Source organism: Paenibacillus sp. PK1-4R (genome assembly GCF_030369595.1).
Lineage (GTDB): Bacteria > Bacillota > Bacilli > Paenibacillales > Paenibacillaceae > Paenibacillus.
Map to the genome: position 1 here is coordinate 5,715,470 of NZ_CP126535.1, position 13,831 is coordinate 5,729,300.

The following is a 13,831-nucleotide window of genomic DNA, read 5'->3' on the forward strand; positions in this document are numbered from 1 at the left end:
GAAACATTTCAATCAATAAGATTTGGTTCACACAGCTGCTGGCACCTACTGCCTAGAATAGCGTTATCGTACACTGTATCTCTCCAACAGATTTAAATTCAATCCAGCAAGAGGACCTCCTATTTGCTGCAGCAGACCGCCCTGGCTTAAGGAGCCAAGATCAATACAGGCAAAACCAATGTTCTCCCAAATTTCTTGCAAGACTTGTTTGGTTTGGATGTCGTCACCGGACATGAATAGGACAGTCTTCGGCTTCTCTTCCGTGTAATCCTTAATCCATTCCATCGGAACACTGTTAAAAGCTTTGATTACCCGAGCACCCGGAGCATATTGGGCTACGATTTCACTCGAATTCTTTCCTGATAATTCACCGACTAAAGGTTCCATATTTTCAAAGCGATTGGTAGCATCAATAAGAACACGGCCTGTCCAGTCAGGAACCATGGACAAAGCAGTAGGCATTTGCGGCCACATTACGCTCAAAATTACAAAGTCCTGCTCAGCTGCTTCTATAGGTGTTCCAGCTTTTGCGCCAGTACCGAGCGAGCTTACCAGGTCTGAGAGCGTTTCGGGACCACGGCTATTACTGAGAACAACTTCATGACCGTGAAGCAAGAGATGCTTCGCCAGCGTTTGAGCAACTATTCCAGCACCAATAAAGCCAAATTTCATTAGGCACCTCCATGAAAATTTATTTGTTTAACATTCTCATCTTATTCTCCAATGAAGGTAAGTTGGTCATAATGTAACAATATCAGTTACATTATGACCAAAAAAAAAGGTTATTAACTTCCTGTGCCTTTTTTATCATATCATCCACATCATCTTTTATCGTGAAGCTAGCGAGAACATCTTCCTTTGATTAAGTTTGGCAGTAGATCAAGTGACTGTTGTTTCACGGTGAAATATTCAGAGATTATTTGTAAAATTCGAATTTGGAGGCTGCAGAATGGATTGCAAGTGATAATCCTTACCTTTAAAAAACTTACCGTCTTACATTCGTCAGTGTACTTCCCCATTCACCGACTGGTTCAAGCCAGCTTACGATTCTATCATCAATTAGGTTGGTAAGTGCACCTTCATACTCAGCACGATAAGGTTTATTAAGTTCGTGTTGAATCCAACTTTCTCTTGTACCCTGCCAGATCTCATAGATGACAAGATCATCAGAATGATCAAGATCATCGGAGACGATTGCATTGACAAAGGTAGGTTCACTCTTGAAGTTGCTAATCATTGCAAATAGACTTTCACGGAAAGCTTCTTTCTTACCAGGCTTAATTTTAAAACGTATATTGAGAATTATTTGACTGTTATTCGTTGACATCATTCGAACACTCCTCTTATTAATTTTTTTAATTTCTTCATGGTCACAAGTCTCATTATGTACTATGTATCACTTTTAAAATAGTACGTACTTTTTGGTTATATAGTAACCAAAAAGTGATAATTGTGATGAAATGCAGAATAAATTGATTTTTTAAATTACTCTATTCTACATTTAATCTCCGATATTCATCCTTGTTCCATGTCTTCTCTGCATAATCCTGACCCCAATCACAAAGAGCTCGCAAAGTGGGTTCAAGTGACATACCCATTTCTGATATTGCATATTCCACTTTTGGTGGTACCTGATTGTACATTTTTCTTATAATCAAATTATTACTCTCCAACTCCCGCAATGACTGTACTAACATTTTCTGAGAAATTGATGGTATGAGCCTTTTCAATTCACCGGTCCGTTTAGGACCTTTTATTAAGTAATACAGTATAAGAGGTCTCCACTTTCCGCCAATGACATCTAAGGTTATTTCCAGATCACAATAAAAAGTTTTCAATTGAGAAACACCATCCCTTATTTAATTTCCATTATTATAGTACATGTGTTGATTAAATCCACCTCCCTTGCCATATATTCTGTCTGTTTTTATCAATGCTATTACATGGTCTGTTTAAATCAGATAATTTTCAAGACAATTGAACTAACCGGAAATAATTGCTCAAAATGCCTGAGTTGTTTATCCTTTTTCAAGATTCAAGTGCGAAAAAAAAGAGCTACCGCGTACCCTAACTAGGAATGGGTAAATCCAGTTCAGTCAGGGGCTTGCTCCAGCTCTTATACATTCTTATATATAACTCCTATGTGTTGACTATCCGTTAAGCTTTGACATTTCTTCTTTTATGTAACGTGTCCCATGGACTACATGTTTAGGGCTGACATCTTCAATTGGGGCCAAATCTTCGGAGCTAAGCTAGATTTCGAGCTGCAGTAATCGACAAATTCTTTGGCATTATGAAGTCAAAATTAAAAGGCATGGGCCCGGTACAATACCGAGCTCATGCCCACCAAAGTGCAAAGAAATATTGGTTTAACTTTAAGGGCACTGTAATGTTGATCGGCTGGTTTCTTGATTATATTGAGTTATCGTTTCTATGTTAGCGTACCGTTCTCTATGCAACGATCCTATTTTCAAACCGTTTTTTTGTAAGCCAAGATCTCTAGGGTTGATTTTTTGCTCCCCACTCGCAAAACCCTTCTAAGACCGGTAATAGTGTTCCCGCTTTATCTGTAAGACTGTACTCGACTTTAGGAGGAACTTGAGGATACTCTCTCCGTATTACCATACCGTCCGCTTCCAATTCTTTAAGTTGTGAACTCAGTGTTTTGAAAGTAATCGCTCCGACCTGTCTTTTTAGATCATTAAAGCGAACCGGTTGATTTTCTGCCAAAAGATACATAATAACCATTTTCCATTTCCCACCAATAACTGACAATGTATACCCAAAAGGTGTATCCTGAATATTTTTAACTTTCCCCTGATATTCAGCCATGCTCATATTTCCACTATCCTTTCTGATAGTACCTATCATTAAAGTGCGTACTATTTTTTTATAAGTACTCATTTTATACTAGCCTTACTTTGAAATAAAGGAGAGAAAAAAATGACTACTGTCAAAACTTATAATCACAATCTATGGGATCACGGCATATCTCAAGGCTACAGCGTCAACGGAACCATCTACATTTCGGGACAATTTTCCCACAATTCGGAGGGCACCTTCGTTGGTGAGGGCGATATTGAAGCACAAACCCTGCAAACGCTGGAAAATCTCGATCGCGTGTTGGCGGAATTTGATATTACAAAATCGAACCTCGCTTATGTGGAGATTTATTTGACAAACGCACAAAAGCATATAGGGCCATGTATCAAGTTGTTTAGGGAATACATGGGACAACACCGGCCCGCGGGCAGCTGTATCGGTGTGACCTATTTGGCTTCACCTGAGCAGCTGATCGAAATTAGCGCTGTTGCACACACAAACTAAGTCTATTACCGTTTTGTATGTTTCACTAAAAATAGTAGTATATTGCTGTTAACTTAAAGAAACTGCAGTCGATCCATTGCTCGGCTGCAGTTTTATCATATTCAGCTATTGTTTCTCGTTAGCTCAATGAGTATCCTCAATTTAGTCGTTCAAAACTCATCGATCAACGAGATACCTTTAGTAATCCTCATTCTACTATCTTGCAAGAAATCGCGGGTCCAGTCATCTGGTTTGCTTAAATCCCAGCTCCGATGCATACCGACAACCACAATGATTTCGCGAAGTCTAAGGAATAGCTTCAACAAATCCTTCCAGTTGTCTGGCATTCGTCGACCATCCTCTATATAGCCTAGCTCGAAGTGCTTTATGAAAAGTTCATACTGGTCCTTTCGTTCGAATTTCGAATCTTCTCCGAATACATATAGCGAGTAATACAGCTGGATAGCAATATCCTCGACATACCAACTGTACTGACACTCGTCGAAGTCAAAGAGAGTTAATCCCCCAGCTTCATTGATCGTGAAGTTTCCCACATTAATATCTCCGTGGATCAAACCAAAATTATCTGCATTAACAGGCAGACTCGCCAATTTTACTTTAAGTTCATCAAGGGCAATAAGGATTGGTTGAAGTTCTGACGGCAAGTAAATCCTCGGCTCGTAAGAGGTGTTCATTAAACTCCCAAGTGTGCCTTTTGGCAATCGTAGGGTTGTAAAGCTTCGCTAATTCATGAAGTCGGCCCGTTATACGTCCACACTTTTCATAAAGTATAGAATTGCCTAGACATTCTGGATATCCGATTTTACGGCCTGGTGCATGTTTAAAGCAGGTTACGTAAAAATCCATTTTATTTCCTTGAACTAGTTCACAATATTATCCATTAATTTAATAAATAGGTTCTGACACTGCTATACCACTCTCTGAAAGATAATGAATCCAATCCATTTCTGCTACAAGTCCTTCCGCCGTGCGAAGAGTGCTCGGAGTGAAACGGAGAATATATTTCAATTCATCGCGATTATAGGAATATATAAAGTTTTGAAAACCTCCAATGAAAGTGAGTTCCTCTTGGCTGCCCCCATAACGCGCGGCGCCTTCTGCAGCATGTTCGTCCAAGAACAATAATTTTATTTTTGGGTCCATTAGCTCTCCTTAGTAATATAGATTAAATTATGGCCTAACTCGCTGTTGCCTAAATTTAATAAAATGAATGCCTGGTGACATGCGAAAGCCCCACTTTCAAGATTTTTATATCCATATAAATCATACTAATCCAACTTTTTTACAGTCAACTAAAATGGTTGATCTATTGCGCTAACCTGCCCGTTAGCTTAATAAGGAGCTCATCATCCTATTATAATTTTCCTGTTCTCTACTTTCTGTAAAGGTATACCACTAAGGATCGTTGCATTTTTGCAACGATCCCTATTGTCTGTCCGTTAGTTGAAATAAGCAACTGATCACTTCGATACCCTGCCGACTATAAGTCCTAGGGATATTAAGATTGCATCTGTTTACAAACAGTATTCCAATCATAGAAAGGAGACCTGAGATGATTCGCCTGTTAGCCTTGATTTTATACATCAAAAGGAATTACTTATGTAAGGTCACAGCCACTCACCCTAATTAGAGCGTCTCAACCAACTTCTGAATCTTTGAGTGGGAAATTAAATATACAGGTCCTATTATTTCTATTTTGCCGTCCTTTACACGTATAGCGCTCTCCTGTTCTGCCGCATAAACATCAATCTCTTCAGACAAGGGGAACAGGTAGCCTTGAACAAACGTGGCGTAATCACGTTGAGAATGAGATTCGTAGGCAAAATGATCAAAGCCAATACCATTATAAATAGTACTTGTTTCAACTTCATCAGTGTTATTCAAGCTTAACCATTTTGCAGCCATGTTTAACGCACCGGCGCTGGCACCCATTATAACGGCATTGCTATTCTTAATAACATCCGATAATTCATATTCCGCCAAAAAATCGTTCTGCAGAACAGGATATCCACCACATAAAAAAATGACAGAAGCGTTCCGAATGAATCGCTGAGCATCTTCTTTCTGCATACGGTAATCAATGAAATGATATTCATCAAAAATAATGTTAGCCTGATTCAACCAGGTCCATTCAGAAATATCATCCATGTTAATTTGCTCATCTGTATAACCAGACGGATCAGCACTAATCATAACAAGCGATTTTCTCTCTTGTATATCCTCCTGCAAATAATGGACCAGCTTCTCAGGAAAGAAATGATTAAACCAACTGAAATAGTAGTGAGTTTTCAAACTTAATTACCTCCATATGTATTCTTTACGTTCATCCATAGGATTCATAGACAACCTCTTTTTATATACATTATACAAAATAACCCAATTTATTGATAGTGCATTTACCATAGCTATAACCACATTAAAAAGAGCCCGGTTCTTCCCCCGGGCAACATACATTTTTGTATAAGTCATTTACTTATAAACTCTACCATCTTCTGATGCAATTCCTTCTCGGAACATTGAAAGATACCATTAAAATCCTGGGGGTTACGGATCAATTTGTTTAACTGGTCTATTCCATATTGTTGAACAACAAACTCCACAAATAGGAACGAAAACTGAAAACCCTTCATCGTTTCGAATTCCCAGGTATCATTATCTAATTGTTCGAACGTTGGGATCTCTAAATTGTGAATAGACTCTTCTGTTGAACCTTCAATAAAGTCCTGAGTCATCAGCTTGGCTTCATATCCACCAATTCCTTGCCTTATCCATTTCGGAGCCTTCGGATTAATTTCACTTATTAGCCACATGGCGAACAAGTGAACCGTACCTTTAAGAATCGATTGATAGGTATGCTCCGGTCCTGGATTTAATGGAGATACAATTTTGAGAATACTCCCTTCATAGGTACCCATGAACCAATTCGGAGCATCTGCTTCTCCGACCGCTTGGTGAAACGATGGCATATCAGGATATACTTCAATCGTTACTTTTCGCGATGGATGATAATTGTACTTTAGCGAGATTCGTTCAATATGATCACTTAGTTCATTGAACAAATCATGGTGTACTTTATTGAACCGATTGTTCAATCCCTCGTTTTCACCCTTATTAACAATTGAAATCAAATCTTGAATAGACATAATCGTAACGTCTCCCCATTCTTTCAATTCCTTTTTAAGTTTTTCCAAAGCTCTGTAGAGTCTGTTCTTTACTGCACTTTCACGCATCCCTACAATCTTAGAAATTTCAAGCAATGTGCAGTCCACAAAAAAGCGTAATGCAATGATTTCCTGGTCGGTTTCATTTAACTTTTTCAGCGCAACTCCAATATCAATTCGAAAATCAACATACTTCGTAAATTCAAGGGAGATCGACTGTGATTCATATCCTGTAAAATCAAACGGCGTTTCTTTTTTTTGCGATAACCTTCGATATTCGTTTTTCACTGTATTCTGAGCAATCTTGAATATCCACGTGAATAAATTTGATTTGCCTTGAAATTGGTGAAGATTCTCTACTGCTTTTAAAAACACCTGTTGAGTCAAATCATCTGCAACCATCGGATTCAATTTCAGGGAAAAGTACTTGCAAATTCTTTGACGATACAACTCATAAGTGTTTTCAAAGTCAGTGATACTTTCCTGTTTATCCGGATAAACAGGTTTTGTGTCATGAGCTCCTGACATGGTAAGAACCTCCTCTTGATTTACAATGAATTAGACACCAGAGAGAGTCAGAAGGCCACATAAATATAAAATATGTATTCAACTTTTCAGGCTTGTTACTTACAGGACCAATAGCTAATCACCCTTTTTGAAATCTGTCTTCAAATCATCTCTATGATTTCATATCTTTACAAATTAACAATGATAAGCAAAGATTGGAGTAGTTCTGGAGGGAATCACATCATGTAAACGCCTTCCCAAAATGAAGGAGAGATAATAATGAAATACACCAATGTTTTATTATCAAGCGTCATTGTTTTAGGTAGCTTAGGCACGTTATCAACTGCATCATCTTCATTTCATCCTTCTGAGAAAGTAGCACACATTGCCGCTAAATCAACTTCTGTGAACTCTTCGACATACCAGATTATACCTAAGTTCATAAAAACGATAGGCTCAAATAAAATGGTCTGGAAAGGTGACAACATCACGATAACCGCAAACACCTTAAAGCTAGATGCTGCTGCAGATTTTGAGCAAAACATCATTGACACCATTGTAGTTACTCATGGTAAAGAAAAGCACACCCTACAAACAGGAGATTTTGAAGTTAAATTATTGGATATCACTAGTGTTGCTGAATCTCCATCTAATGAATGGATTGCTATCCAAGTAGAAAAAAGTGCTGGCAGCAACCTCATTCTCGTGAACTTTAAAACAGGAACGTACACAATATTAAACGAACGGCTTGAAAAAGCAGGTAAACAAAATGTAGAAACCATTTCATCATATAATTGGTCACCAAAAGAAGACATCATTGCATTTTCTTATGGAAATACGGAGAAAAGCACTCTAGCAATCTACGATACTAAGAGTGACTGCTTTGTTTATCTCCCTCGGGCAACCAACTATATTAGCACCGGTTTAATTTTATGGCATAAGAACGGAAAAAATATAGATTACATTAGTGAGTATCCTTCAGATCAATGGATTCTTTTTAGATACAATACAGCCAGCAGCAAAGTTAAACCTGTTAAAAAAATTAACCGGAAAGAATTTCAACAGTGGTTAAAATTAGATAAATAAAATGATTATTCAACTCTCCTTCCTTTACCCCCTACTGACTGACAACAGTTCTCTCGTCCATGTTTTGTATTAAACAAATTTTCTTTACGACTTTCATGTGGTTTGTAGCGTTCATATTAGTGAGCAGAATATTCTAGTAAATTTGGGTTTTCATAAAAGAAACAGGAGGTGATTGGTTTTTCCCCGTTAGAAGTCTGGTACTACGCAAATTAAAACCGAGGTGTAAAATGAAAAAATCTATAATCCTGTTACTTTTCAGTGCACTGCTACTCATGCTAATTCCCATGCACACCCATGCAGCTACGAATCAAACTAAAATTATTTTAGATGGCCAGGAGCTGGTTTTACCCAATGATGTTGAAGTTGTCAATGTAAGAAACAATATTATGATTCCTATTCGAGTAGTCGCTGAGAATTTAAAATTTAACGTGAAATGGGATCAAAAGACACAAAATGTAACTATCGAACAAGCTTCCAATGCCATTTCTTTGACCGTTGGGAAGGATCAAGCTACAGTCCAAAACAACAACGTCAAACTTAATATCGCTCCACAAATGATCAAGAATACGGTTGTTGTTCCTCTACGTTTTGTTAGTGAAGAGATGGGTCTGAGAGTGGGCTGGAATAACAAAAACAAGATTGTTACACTAACCAGCAATAATGTATCGCAACCAACTTCCCCCTCTAACGGGAATGATGCAGCCACTAACCTTGTTCATGATATAACTTATGCCAATAATCAACTCGTCGTCTCATTAGACCGTGAAGTTGCTCCAGTCATATCTACACTAAAAAATCCTGACCGGATTATCGTAGATTTCCCATCCACCAACTTCGGAAATATGGGACAAGTCCCCTCTGGAGGATCCATGGGAAGGTTGGATGTTAACGAATTTCCAAATATTACTGAGATACGTTATTCTCTTTTTAAAAATGATCCGCCTCAGGTTCGAATCGTAATCGAATTAAACAATATAAGTTCGGTGAATTACAAACAACAGACAATCGCCGGTAAATTTATCCTTGATCTAAGTATGACAAATGAACCTGCACCTGCCACTCCTGTTAACAGCGGCAAAAAAATAGTCGTTATTGATCCGGGACATGGAGGAAGTGATCCAGGTACAATAAGTTTTACCAAAAAACATGAGAAGCATTTTGCCCTTGCTTTAGGCCTAAAAGTGCAGGCTCTTTTAGAAAAGGAACCCGACATAGAATTAATTATGACTCGGGAAACGGATATCTACCCTACACGACCGGAACGTGTCAAACTTGCCAACGATCTTAATGCAGATGTGTTTGTATCTATACACGGTAACAGTGTAACCGCTGCTCCTCAGATATCGGGAACTGAAACGTATTATTACCAACGCGAGAGTAGTAAAGCACTGGCGACCCTCATTCATAAAAACCTGATCAATGCCTTGAGATTTAATGATCGTGGCGTAAAGAACGGAAACTACCAGGTCATCCGAGAAACCACGATGCCTGCGGTTCTTCTAGAAATCGGATTCTTAAGTAACCAGATTGAGGAGGAGGCCATGATGTCAGAAACCAATCTAAATAAAGCGGCACAAGCCATTGTGGATGGGATAAAAGAGTATTTGAAGTTATAGGGTAGTGAATAATTTAAGAGGATGTGCTTCTATGAAAAAAAGAATCTATTGGGCTATCACGATTTGTGCCATAAGCATACTAGCGGTAGGCTGTGCTACCAAACCTACTTCTCCTAGTCCAGTGCAGGGTTCCGATCCGGCAAGTACAACACCAGCGCCAATAACTAACCCGAGCGAAGAAAATGAAGAATCTCAAGAAATTGAGGTTTTTTATGCAGATGATCAACTATTACAAGTAGAGCAACGTAAGAAAGAAATTACATTCAAAGATGACTCCGAAAAATATAGTAAGACATATGCGGCCCTTCAAAGTAGCGATCAAACCGAACTTATTCCATTGTGGAGTAATATTGATCTACTTTCTGCTACTTTTGATCAAGGAAAATTAACGCTGGATGTGCATATTCCAGATGAAGCAAGATTAGGGTCTGGCGGCGAGCTTTTAGCGATCGATGCTTTGAAAGGAACTTTTTTTCAGTTTGATGAAGTAACCAGTATTGATTTGCTTGTTGACGGAAATGCCACTGACAGTTTAATGGGTCATGCAGAATTAGAGCATCCACTAACCCGTGAATAAATCCATAGAAAAAATATTCTCTGTTTGAAGTGTAGAAATGCCACAATATAAAAAGCATGATCTAAAAATAAAGATCCATTCGCAAAGTAATTAGGCGAATGGATCTTATTTTTTCGGTTAAAGTGGACTTGCACTTCTTCTATGTCAGGGAGTTAAGAAGTTCCTTTTTGCTTACTCGCCTGCATCTGCTGGGCAAATCTCATCATCTCTTCGAACTCTTCCTCAGATACGGCATCCCCATCGGTGCTTATGTCTTGTACAATCGGAATTTCGGGCTTAGCTTTGGTTCCTTTGCCGTATGTACGGGTACGGGTTCCAGCTGCACCAGCAGCCTGTTTGCCTTTGACCTTGGCCTGATCACGAATATATTGCACAGCTTTCTCATATGAGTTCACCTGTTTAAGCAACATGTTGGAGGCGATCGCCTCAACGAAGTTACGGTTAATTCGCTGCTCTCCGCCGGATACAAGTAATGCCATCAAATAATGAATCAATACATTGATGACTTCACCAGGCAACTTGTAGCTCAGATCAATTTTCTCAAATATATCGATCAGATTGTCCGGTACTGCGCCCGGGAAGAACGTCTGCAACAGACGCGTATACGGCTCATTACGAAGCATCATATTATATTGATGAATATCACACTTGGTCATAAATTGTGGAGGTACTTCGACGTAATATTCCATCTGTACTCCATGCTCAACAGGTGGTTCACCGGAGTCTTCTTTCCGCTCTGGCTCCTCCATATGCTGTCTCAGTGCTACGACCTTCGCGGCCTGTACGGTCTGTTGCTCATGACGCTTCTTCGTCTGTCTGAACTGCATACTTGCTTTATGCTGAAGATCATCCAGAATCAGCTGGCCCTGTGGACTGAAGATATCATCTTCATCCAGCAGACGGCATACATCCTGCACACTGAGGTTGAACTTGTTCACTACATAATTTACAATGCCCAGTTGTTCATGATCGAACCGCAGCTGTTCTACATGACGGCGATTGACCGACTCCCGCGGAAAACGCAAAATAATGTCAGCGTAGTTCAAACTGTTTTCTTCCGCTGCATCATTCGTGCCTGTCCGCTGGGCCGTAGTTGATACTTCCGACAATGCTTGCTCCAACTCGTAATCAATAACATGGGTATTCAATTCAAATATATCGTAAAAGGGAACGGAAATATTCTCTTTATTGGCTGCCGGATAAGGCGCGTCCCCATTTTCCACTGCCGAGAAACCGGAACGCAGGGAAAGCACGGCGAATTTGCCTATCTTGTCACGAAGCAGCAGTGTCAAATGCTGTGTCCGGAAAAACTCTGCCGGAGAGAGCGGCGGTTGCAGCTCATATTCGTAGATGTAGTCATCATTTTCCGGTATATATAGCCGTGAAGTCTGAAGTAGCCCCACCGCTTCAAGCTTGGACGCCTGTTCTACAAGATATTTACGCCCTTTCTCACTTGGCTCTAGCCCAAGCGTCATGAACAGTCTACGTTGCTGTTCAAGCGGCGAATAACCGACCTGTTCACCGGGAAGATGCTGAAACAACAGCCGATACAAGCCAACCGCAAAAGCACCTACCATGGGCTGATATGCTCCTGTAAGCATACGGTCATCCAGGGCGCTAAGTCCAAACTCCCTGTATACGCAGTAGCGATGATGTTCAGTATAATGGTGCAGATTCTTCATGCGCATAGCCTGATCTCCTTCTCCCCAAATGTATGTTTATCTATTCTATCATAAATGTCTGATCCTCAAATGTTCAAAAACAGGTAAAAAGACGGCCTGTTCTCGCTCCGTTTCGTCCTAGGTCGACATCATTCACGTTTTCGCCGAATTCAGCAAATTTCTAAAATAAAAATGTCGAGAGCCGCTAGAATACTATAAAAGCTGTAGCCGCAGAATACAAGGGAATATCTAAAGAGAATGTTCTCCAGATGTATATGAAGTACACGTGTACAATAATTCTTCTAATATAAATAAACAGCAAAAAAGCCTTCCCTTTGTAATCGTAAGCGTTTACGACAAAGACAAGACTTTCACGCGATTACGTGGCATGTGTTACCTTGTTCCAACAATCTAAAACATTCTGTACCCACCCAAACGTAACTTCTGGATCGTCCAGCCACTGATTACCGCACCAGCCAGTCCAGCGATGCCCGTCATATAGTCTACAAGCTGGAAAGAACCCAGATGTGACATTAGAGATGACGAATGATCCCATAGAGAGTACACGACGACAGGCAATATCACAATGATGAACAGATAGGAAGGAAACCAGGTGGTCTTCATCAGCATGTTCAGAATGAAACCGATACCAAACATCATAACGAAAAATAATACCATCAATACCAACACAGGTATAAATTGCATCGGGCGACATTCACCTCTTCTTTCACACATTCAGGTTTCACTTCTGGATAGTAGTTAGTGTACCGCAAAAAATGTGGCGAAGCAACGAACTTTCTGGACAAATTTCCCTATATTTATACTCTGTTCATTTGCCCTTCTGCTTCATGTTGGGATACAATGTAAACGATAAAGCAATCACCCGTCCCTTATAGGGATTTGGAAATATACCTTGCAGGAGGAACACAACCAATGAACGAAGCCGCATCAACACTGGAGGGCTGGTATGCCCTGCATGATTTTCGCTCGATTAACTGGGCCGCCTGGAAAGCAGCAGATGATGAAGAACGCGCTGTAGCACTGGACGAGCTTCAGGAATTCTGGAAAGAATGGAAAGAAGTCGAGGATTCATCCAAAGGAAGTACCGTTGTATATACGGTTGTAGGTCAAAAAGCAGACCTCGTCATGATGCACCTGCGTGAAACGCTGGAAGATCTGAAGGCTGTTGAAAACGCGTTTAACAAAACGATGTTTGCTCAATACACAACGAAGTCGTATTCCTACGTTAGTGTAGTGGAACTGAGCAACTACCTTGGCAAAGAAGGCGAAGACCCGATGCAGAATCCGGAGATTATCGCCCGCCTGAAACCTGTTCTGCCACAACGGCAATACATCTGCTTCTATCCGATGAACAAAAAACGTGAGCTGAATGACAACTGGTACATGCTGTCCATGGACGAGCGTCGCACCATGATGCGCAGTCACGGCATGATTGGTCGTAGCTATGCTGGTAAAGTGAAACAGATTATTACCGGCTCTGTCGGTTTCGACGATTGGGAATGGGGCGTTACGCTGTTTGCGGATGATGCACTTCAGTTCAAAAAACTTGTCTATGAGATGCGTTTCGATGAAGTTAGCGCCCGTTATGGCGAATTCGGTTCGTTCTATGTGGGAAGTCTGTTGAACGAAGGAACACTGGAAGACATGCTTAAGCTGTAAAAATAGCACAACGCACAATAAAGCACCGCGACATCTCCTTTTAAGGATATTGTCAGCGGTGCTTTATTATCTATCAATATTCTACTACCTCAAGCTTGATTTAGATCTATATTGTTTGAACTATTTATTTACACAAAAACGGAAAGGACAGAAAAAACCTGAAAAAGCGAAGCGTTCGCCTTTATCACCGGATTTTCCCTTTAACAAAAGGGAATC

The 13,831-nt window shown here is 40.0% G+C and carries 15 protein-coding genes; 5 read left to right on the forward strand and 10 right to left on the reverse strand.

Going from position 1 to position 13,831, the window contains the following annotated elements; all coding sequences use genetic code 11:
* Window positions 1-63: 63 nt before the first annotated feature.
* From QNO02_RS24790 to QNO02_RS24805, 4 genes are all read right to left on the reverse strand, one after another.
* Window positions 64-672 (reverse strand): NADPH-dependent F420 reductase, encoded by a 609-nt coding sequence (locus tag QNO02_RS24790; RefSeq protein ID WP_133387025.1) that lies wholly within the window; start codon window positions 670-672, stop codon window positions 64-66.
* A gap of 313 nt (window positions 673-985) precedes the next feature.
* A complete protein-coding gene (locus QNO02_RS24795) occupies window positions 986-1,330 on the reverse strand; it encodes a putative quinol monooxygenase (RefSeq protein ID WP_249912834.1) in 345 nt (114 codons plus the stop codon).
* Window positions 1,331-1,490: 160 nt separating this feature from the next.
* A complete protein-coding gene (locus QNO02_RS24800; RefSeq protein ID WP_133387023.1) occupies window positions 1,491-1,838 on the reverse strand; it encodes a winged helix-turn-helix transcriptional regulator in 348 nt (115 codons plus the stop codon).
* 661 nt (window positions 1,839-2,499) lie between these two features.
* Complete coding sequence (locus tag QNO02_RS24805; RefSeq protein ID WP_249912833.1) at window positions 2,500-2,838, reverse strand: winged helix-turn-helix transcriptional regulator; 339 nt, start codon at window positions 2,836-2,838, stop codon at window positions 2,500-2,502.
* Window positions 2,839-2,943: 105 nt separating this feature from the next.
* On the opposite strand from QNO02_RS24805, the gene QNO02_RS24810 reads away from it, so the two are divergent.
* Window positions 2,944-3,327 carry a RidA family protein gene (locus QNO02_RS24810; RefSeq protein ID WP_289390323.1) on the forward strand — a complete coding sequence of 128 codons (384 nt, stop codon included), beginning with the start codon at window positions 2,944-2,946 and terminating at the stop codon, window positions 3,325-3,327.
* A gap of 149 nt (window positions 3,328-3,476) precedes the next feature.
* Here the strand turns inward: QNO02_RS24810 and QNO02_RS24815 are convergent, their stop codons facing one another.
* From QNO02_RS24815 to QNO02_RS24830, 4 genes are all read right to left on the reverse strand, one after another.
* Window positions 3,477-4,001 (reverse strand): phosphotransferase, encoded by a 525-nt coding sequence (locus tag QNO02_RS24815; protein WP_289390324.1) that lies wholly within the window; start codon window positions 3,999-4,001, stop codon window positions 3,477-3,479.
* A 211-nt stretch (window positions 4,002-4,212) separates the two neighbouring features.
* A complete protein-coding gene (locus QNO02_RS24820) occupies window positions 4,213-4,470 on the reverse strand; it encodes an aminoglycoside phosphotransferase/kinase family protein (RefSeq protein ID WP_249912830.1) in 258 nt (85 codons plus the stop codon).
* 483 nt (window positions 4,471-4,953) lie between these two features.
* Complete coding sequence (locus QNO02_RS24825; protein WP_249912829.1) at window positions 4,954-5,619, reverse strand: Type 1 glutamine amidotransferase-like domain-containing protein; 666 nt, start codon at window positions 5,617-5,619, stop codon at window positions 4,954-4,956.
* A gap of 173 nt (window positions 5,620-5,792) precedes the next feature.
* A complete protein-coding gene (locus tag QNO02_RS24830) occupies window positions 5,793-7,016 on the reverse strand; it encodes an RNA polymerase sigma factor (RefSeq protein ID WP_289390325.1) in 1,224 nt (407 codons plus the stop codon).
* Window positions 7,017-7,274: 258 nt separating this feature from the next.
* On the opposite strand from QNO02_RS24830, the gene QNO02_RS24835 reads away from it, so the two are divergent.
* From QNO02_RS24835 to QNO02_RS24845, 3 genes are all read left to right on the forward strand, one after another.
* Window positions 7,275-8,081: a hypothetical protein gene (locus QNO02_RS24835; RefSeq protein ID WP_249912827.1), complete on the forward strand. Its 807-nt coding sequence runs from the start codon at window positions 7,275-7,277 to the stop codon at window positions 8,079-8,081.
* 227 nt (window positions 8,082-8,308) lie between these two features.
* Window positions 8,309-9,697: an N-acetylmuramoyl-L-alanine amidase family protein gene (locus QNO02_RS24840; RefSeq protein ID WP_249912826.1), complete on the forward strand. Its 1,389-nt coding sequence runs from the start codon at window positions 8,309-8,311 to the stop codon at window positions 9,695-9,697.
* 31 nt (window positions 9,698-9,728) lie between these two features.
* Window positions 9,729-10,274, forward strand: coding sequence for a GerMN domain-containing protein (locus tag QNO02_RS24845; RefSeq protein ID WP_091037863.1), 546 nt, complete (start codon window positions 9,729-9,731; stop codon window positions 10,272-10,274).
* A 152-nt stretch (window positions 10,275-10,426) separates the two neighbouring features.
* Here QNO02_RS24845 and QNO02_RS24850 read toward each other — a convergent pair whose 3' ends face one another.
* Together QNO02_RS24850 and QNO02_RS24855 are read right to left on the reverse strand one after the other, a co-directional pair.
* Complete coding sequence (locus QNO02_RS24850; RefSeq protein WP_091037865.1) at window positions 10,427-11,962, reverse strand: replication initiation and membrane attachment family protein; 1,536 nt, start codon at window positions 11,960-11,962, stop codon at window positions 10,427-10,429.
* 384 nt (window positions 11,963-12,346) lie between these two features.
* Window positions 12,347-12,640 (reverse strand): YuiB family protein, encoded by a 294-nt coding sequence (locus QNO02_RS24855; RefSeq protein WP_017692435.1) that lies wholly within the window; start codon window positions 12,638-12,640, stop codon window positions 12,347-12,349.
* Between the two features lie 228 nt (window positions 12,641-12,868).
* On the opposite strand from QNO02_RS24855, the gene hemQ reads away from it, so the two are divergent.
* Entirely contained in the window at window positions 12,869-13,615 is a 747-nt protein-coding gene (hemQ, locus tag QNO02_RS24860) for a hydrogen peroxide-dependent heme synthase (RefSeq protein WP_062837936.1), read from the forward strand.
* The last annotated feature ends 216 nt before the right edge of the window (window positions 13,616-13,831 follow it).